This window comes from Salinibacterium sp., from assembly GCF_031364185.1.
GTDB lineage: Bacteria > Actinomycetota > Actinomycetes > Actinomycetales > Microbacteriaceae > Rhodoglobus.
On sequence record NZ_JANLVV010000186.1, the window covers coordinates 1 to 5,429 of the forward strand.

Sequence of the window (5,429 nt, forward strand, 5' to 3'; positions counted from 1 at the left end):
TGCCGTACCTGCTGGTCGCGCTCAACAAGGCCGACATGGTCGACGACGAAGAGATCCTCGAGCTCGTCGAGCTCGAGGTTCGCGAACTGCTCTCGAGCCAGAACTTCTCGTCGCCCTCGAGGGCCTTGAGGCCTGATACTCGCACCACGGGGGCGTTGTCGCCGTCGAAGTTCTGGCTCGAGAGCAACTCGCGCACCTCAAGCTCGACGAGCTCGAGAATCTCTTCGTCGTCGACCATGTCGGCCTTGTTGAGCGCGACCAGCAGGTACGGCACGCCGATCTGCTTGGCGAGCAGCACGTGCTCGCGCGTCTGCGCCATGGGGCCGTCGGTGGCGGCAACCACGAGGATCGCGCCGTCCATCTGGGCGGCACCGGTGATCATATTCTTGATGTAGTCGGCGTGGCCGGGGGCATCGACGTGAGCGTAGTGACGCTTGGGCGTCTCGTACTCGACGTGCGAGATGTTGATCGTGATGCCGCGCTGGCGCTCTTCCGGCGCCGAGTCGATCGACGCGAAGTCGCGCTGAACGTTGGTCTTCGACGGGAACTTATCGGCCAGGACCTTGGAGATCGCTGCAGTCAGCGTGGTCTTTCCGTGGTCAACGTGACCGATGGTTCCGATGTTTACGTGCGGCTTAGTCCGCTCGAACTTGGCCTTGGCCACTGTGGGTCCTCCTCAGGACTCGATGCTGGGCATCCAATAACTATCGAATGCTTCGCGGATTGGTGTGTTGTTATGTTACTCGGGCTCGGTGAGCCGCGGGTGCAGGGCTGTTATTCGCCCTTGTTCTTCTGGATGATCTCTTCAGCTACCGCGCGGGGAACTTCGGAGTAGCTGTCGAAGGTCATCGAGTACACGGCGCGACCGGAGGTTTTCGACCTTAGGTCACCGACGTAACCAAACATCTCCGACAGGGGCACCTTGGCCGTGACGACCTTGACGCCAGTCGCGTCTTCCATCGACTGGATCTGTCCACGACGCGAGTTCAGGTCACCGATGACGTCGCCCATGTATTCCTCAGGGGTACGCACCTCAACGGCCATGAGCGGCTCGAGAAGCACGGGATCGGCCTTGCGGGCCGCTTCCTTGAATGCCATCGAACCGGCGATCTTGAACGCCATTTCTGACGAGTCCACATCGTGGGCAGCACCGTCGAGGATGATTCCCTTGACGCCCACCATCGGGTAGCCGGCGAGCACGCCCACCGCCATGGACGCCTGGAATCCGGCATCGATGGAGCTGATGTATTCGCGCGGGATGCGGCCACCGGTGACCTTGTTCTCGAATTCGTAGATCGTGTCTGGAGTCACTTCAAGTGGCTCGAGAGAGATCTGCACCTTCGCGAACTGGCCGGAACCACCGGTCTGCTTCTTGTGGGTGTAGTCGTGCTTATCGACGATGCGACGAATCGTCTCGCGGTAGGCGACCTGGGGCTTTCCAACGTTCGCCTCGACGTTGAACTCGCGCTTCATCCGGTCAACAAGGATGTCGAGGTGAAGCTCGCCCATGCCCTTGATGACCGTCTGGCCGGTGTCCTGGTTCTGCTAGGTGCGGAACGTCGGGTCTTCCTCGGCTAGCTTCTGGATAGCGATGCCCAGCTTTTCCTGGTCGGCCTTCGTCTTCGGCTCGATCGCGACCTCGATCACGGGCTCGGGGAACGTCATGGACTCGAGCACGATCTGGTTGCTCGGGTCGCACAGCGTGTCGCCCGTGGTGGTGTCTTTCAGGCCGATAACCGCGTAGATGTGACCGGCGGTCACGCTGTCGACAGGGTTTTCCTTATTGGCGTGCATCTGGAAGATCTTGCCGATGCGCTCTTTCTTGCCCTTGGTCGAGTTGACCAGCTGGGCGCCGGAATCGACGTGACCGGAGTACACCCGAATGTAGGTAAGTCGACCGAAGAACGGGTGAACGGCAACCTTGAACGCGAGCGCCGCGAACGGCTCGGTCGCGTCGGGGTGGCGTTCGACGATCTTCTCCTCGTCACGAACGTCATGGCCCTCCGTTGCCGGCACGTCGAGCGGGCTCGGCAGGTAGTCGACGACGGCATCCAACATCGGCTGGACGCCGCGGTTCTTGAAGGCCGAGCCGCAGAGCACGGGGTAGATCTCGCTGTTGACCGTCAGCTTGCGGATGGCCTTCTTGATGTCGGCCACCGAGAAGTCGGTATCGCCCTCCATGAAGCGCTCAAGGAGCGCGTCATCGGTCTCGGCGACAACTTCGAGCAGCGCGGCGCGATACTCGTTTGCCTTTTCGATGAGGTCGGCGGGAATCTCTTCGACGGCGTACTTGGCGCCCATTTCGACGTCACCCTTGGAGTCACCGCGCCACGTGAGCGCGCGCATCTCGACCAGGTCGACGACACCCTCGAAGGAGTTCTCGAAACCGATCGGGAGCTGGATGACCAGCGGCTTTGCGCCGAGGCGCTTGATGATGGTGTCGACAGTGAAGTAGAAGTCGGCGCCCAGCTTGTCCATCTTGTTGACGAAGCAGATGCGGGGAACGTCGTACTTATCGGCCTGGCGCCAGACGGTCTCCGACTGGGGCTCGACGCCCTCCTTGCCATCGAACACTGCGACCGCGCCATCGAGCACACGGAGTGAGCGCTCCACCTCGACGGTGAAGTCGACGTGGCCCGGGGTGTCGATGATGTTGATCTGGTGCTTGTCCCAGAAACACGTGGTGGCGGCCGAGGTGATCGTGATGCCGCGCTCCTGCTCCTGCGCCATCCAGTCCATCGTGGCGGCGCCGTCGTGCACTTCGCCGATCTTGTGGGTGATGCCCGTGTAAAACAGGATGCGCTCAGTGGTCGTGGTCTTGCCTGCATCGATGTGAGCCATGATGCCGATGTTGCGGACCTTGTTCAGGTCGGTGAGCACGTCCTGTGCCACGGGTTCCTCCGAAAATTTGTGAATGGATGCGGGTCACGCTGCGATGGGGCCGTCGATCTCTCGCCGGCCCCATCATCAGAATCGTGGTTACCAGCGGTAGTGCGCGAAAGCCTTATTCGATTAGGCCATATTGTGGGTGTCTTCGCGGCGCTTGACCGCGGCCCCCAGACCGTTCGATGCGTCAAGGATCTCGTTGGTGAGTCTCTCGGTCATCGTCTTTTCGCGACGGCCCTTGGCGTAGCTGGTCAGCCAGCGAAGCGCGAGGGTGTTGGCGCGGTGCGACTTGACCTCGACGGGCACCTGGTAGGTCGAGCCACCAACGCGGCGGGACTTGACCTCGATGGTGGGGCGCACGTTATCGAGAGCCTTCTTGAGGGTGATAACGGCATCCGCGCCATTCTTGGCGGAAACGCCCTCGAGTGCACCGTAAACGATGCGCTCGGCCAGACCCTTCTTGCCATCGAGCAGGATCTTGTTGACGAGCTGGCTCACAATGGGAGCGCCGTAGACCGGGTCCGCAACTACGGGACGCTTCGGTGCTGGACCTTTACGAGGCATTACTTCTTATCCTTCTTGGCGCCGTACAGGCTCCGAGCCTGTTTGCGGTTCTTGACTGCCTGGGTGTCGAGTGCGCCGCGAACGATCTTGTAGCGAACGCCGGGGAGGTCTTTAACGCGGCCACCGCGGATGAGCACCATCGAGTGCTCCTGCAGGTTGTGGCCCTCACCGGGAATGTATGCGGTCACCTCGGTGCCGTTGGAAAGCTTGACGCGGGCAACCTTACGAAGGGCCGAGTTCGGCTTCTTCGGTGTGGTGGTGTAGACGCGGGTGCAAACGCCGCGCTGCTGCGGGTTGGACTTCAGGGCGGGAGCCTTGGTCTTGACGACCTTCGGCGAACGGCCCTTTCGCACCAACTGCTGAATGGTGGGCACTGAGTAACTCCTTGATTGTGCTGCACGGTGACAGCGTCTTGATGGTTAGCATTCGCGCGAACTGCCTCTTCATGAGGACACTTCGGCGCGAGTTCATCTGGACCCACGAACCGTCTGCGAGGACAGCGTGCGGGTATGCCGTGGGGGCCGTTCGAAGAACGAACCCGGTGGTGCGAGGGCCGCGAACCTGATGTGTGCCATGGCACCATGCAGGCGCACGACAGAGCGCACACCCTCGAATAGTAGCCCCATCCACGGCGGCGGTCAAATGATTCCGCTGTCGATGGAACCCGGACCCGGCGACCTGGAGACAGCCCACGATGCGGCGACAACCAGCGACGAGAGCACCGCGGCCCCAGGCACGAACGGTCCGATCGCGAAGTGCACCGCGGCGGCGGGCATCCATGCAAAGTCACTGCGGGTAATGCCGTAGCCGATCGCGCCCACCAGGATGGCCGCGACCGCTGTGAGCACGGCGGTGCCGACCAGCTGGCGCCAGGGATTCGCCTGCCCCGCTGCCGTCACGACATGCGCGAAGGTGACGAGGCAGACGACTGCCGCCATCGATGGCCCGAGCAGTGGGCCAGCATCCGGATAATCGATCACGTCACGGTCGGTGATGACACTCAGGATGCCCCACAGCGCGATGAGCGCGGCGAGATAGCCGACCGTGGCGAAGGCCGCCAGCCCCGTGCGTCGGGCTCGCGGGGTTGAGTCGCTGCTCGTGGCGATCCCCGTTCTCGATGCCCTGTTCCCGCTAGGACTGGGCGCGGCGCTCGGCCAGCTCGCGCTCGTAAGTTTCGCGCGCGGCGACGTTGCGTGACTTGACGCTGCGACCCCGACGGCTGATGAGCGCACCGAACCAGAGTGAGACCTCGCGGGCCAGCAGAGCTGACGCGATGACGAACGGGTTCGAGAGCTGCTCAACGAAACGCGCGTTCGCCTCGGCAGGGGTGTTGGAGATAACCCCGGTCACCAGTAGGCCGAGCCCGATCGTGCCGAAATATACGGCGAGCGCCACCAGGACGCTGCCGATGATGTATGCCGACCAGGCGCCACGGTTGACCAGCAGCACCAGCAGCACGAACGCGAGCACGAAGAAGAGCATGGGGATGAAGAACTGGGTCTGGGCGAGGAATCCGAAATCGAACTTGCCCGTTCGCGCGTTCTGGATGATCGCTGTCACCACGGCGAGCAGCGCGATGAACACCAGCGCCGACAGGGCCGCGATCAGCGCGCCTATCCCGCGGTTGCCGAGCTTGCGCGGCGGAGCGGGAGTCTGCACGTAGACGACCTGCTGCGGTGCGACAGTGACGGGCGGGGCATCGGTGCGCACGGCACCCGGGTCATCGGTGGCGATGACGGGCTCGGTCGCGCGGGCGTGAGCGACTTCCTCCTCGACTACTGCGGAGCCGTCATCCTCGATCACCAACTCGTCCTCGACCGGTGCCGCAGTCGGTTCGTCAATAATGACCGCCTCCTGCACTGAGTCGTCGTTTGACGCCGAGCGCGGTGAAGACGTGCTTGCCGAATTGTCCCCGGATTCGGGTGGGATGGTGGTCATCGGGCTCTCCTCAGGCGTCGCATTCTCATGTCAGTGTAGCG

5 protein-coding genes and 1 pseudogene are annotated in these 5,429 nt (G+C 62.7%); all 6 read right to left on the bottom strand.

The annotated features are described in order from the left end of the window. The coding region (locus tag RMN95_RS08145; RefSeq protein ID WP_309616436.1) for a GTP-binding protein at positions 1–664 on the bottom strand (664 nt) is incomplete at its 3' end. 110 nt (positions 665–774) lie between these two features. Further along, positions 775–2,892 (bottom strand): annotated as a pseudogene (gene fusA, locus RMN95_RS08150) (elongation factor G). Between the two features lie 120 nt (positions 2,893–3,012). Next, positions 3,013–3,450 (bottom strand): 30S ribosomal protein S7, encoded by a 438-nt coding sequence (gene rpsG, locus RMN95_RS08155; RefSeq protein ID WP_309616437.1) that lies wholly within the window; start codon positions 3,448–3,450, stop codon positions 3,013–3,015. After that, the gene (rpsL, locus tag RMN95_RS08160) at positions 3,450–3,824 is read right to left on the bottom strand and encodes a 30S ribosomal protein S12 (RefSeq protein ID WP_097060154.1); all 375 of its coding nucleotides are present in this window, start codon (positions 3,822–3,824) and stop codon (positions 3,450–3,452) included. Before rpsL ends, rpsG begins: the two co-directional genes overlap by 1 nt. A gap of 264 nt (positions 3,825–4,088) precedes the next feature. Continuing rightward, positions 4,089–4,682, bottom strand: coding sequence for a DUF6121 family protein (locus tag RMN95_RS08165; protein ID WP_309616438.1), 594 nt, complete (start codon positions 4,680–4,682; stop codon positions 4,089–4,091). Next, positions 4,582–5,388 carry a hypothetical protein gene (locus RMN95_RS08170; protein ID WP_309616439.1) on the bottom strand — a complete coding sequence of 269 codons (807 nt, stop codon included), beginning with the start codon at positions 5,386–5,388 and terminating at the stop codon, positions 4,582–4,584. The genes RMN95_RS08165 and RMN95_RS08170 overlap by 101 nt, the downstream gene beginning before the upstream one ends. Positions 5,389–5,429 lie beyond the last annotated feature (41 nt).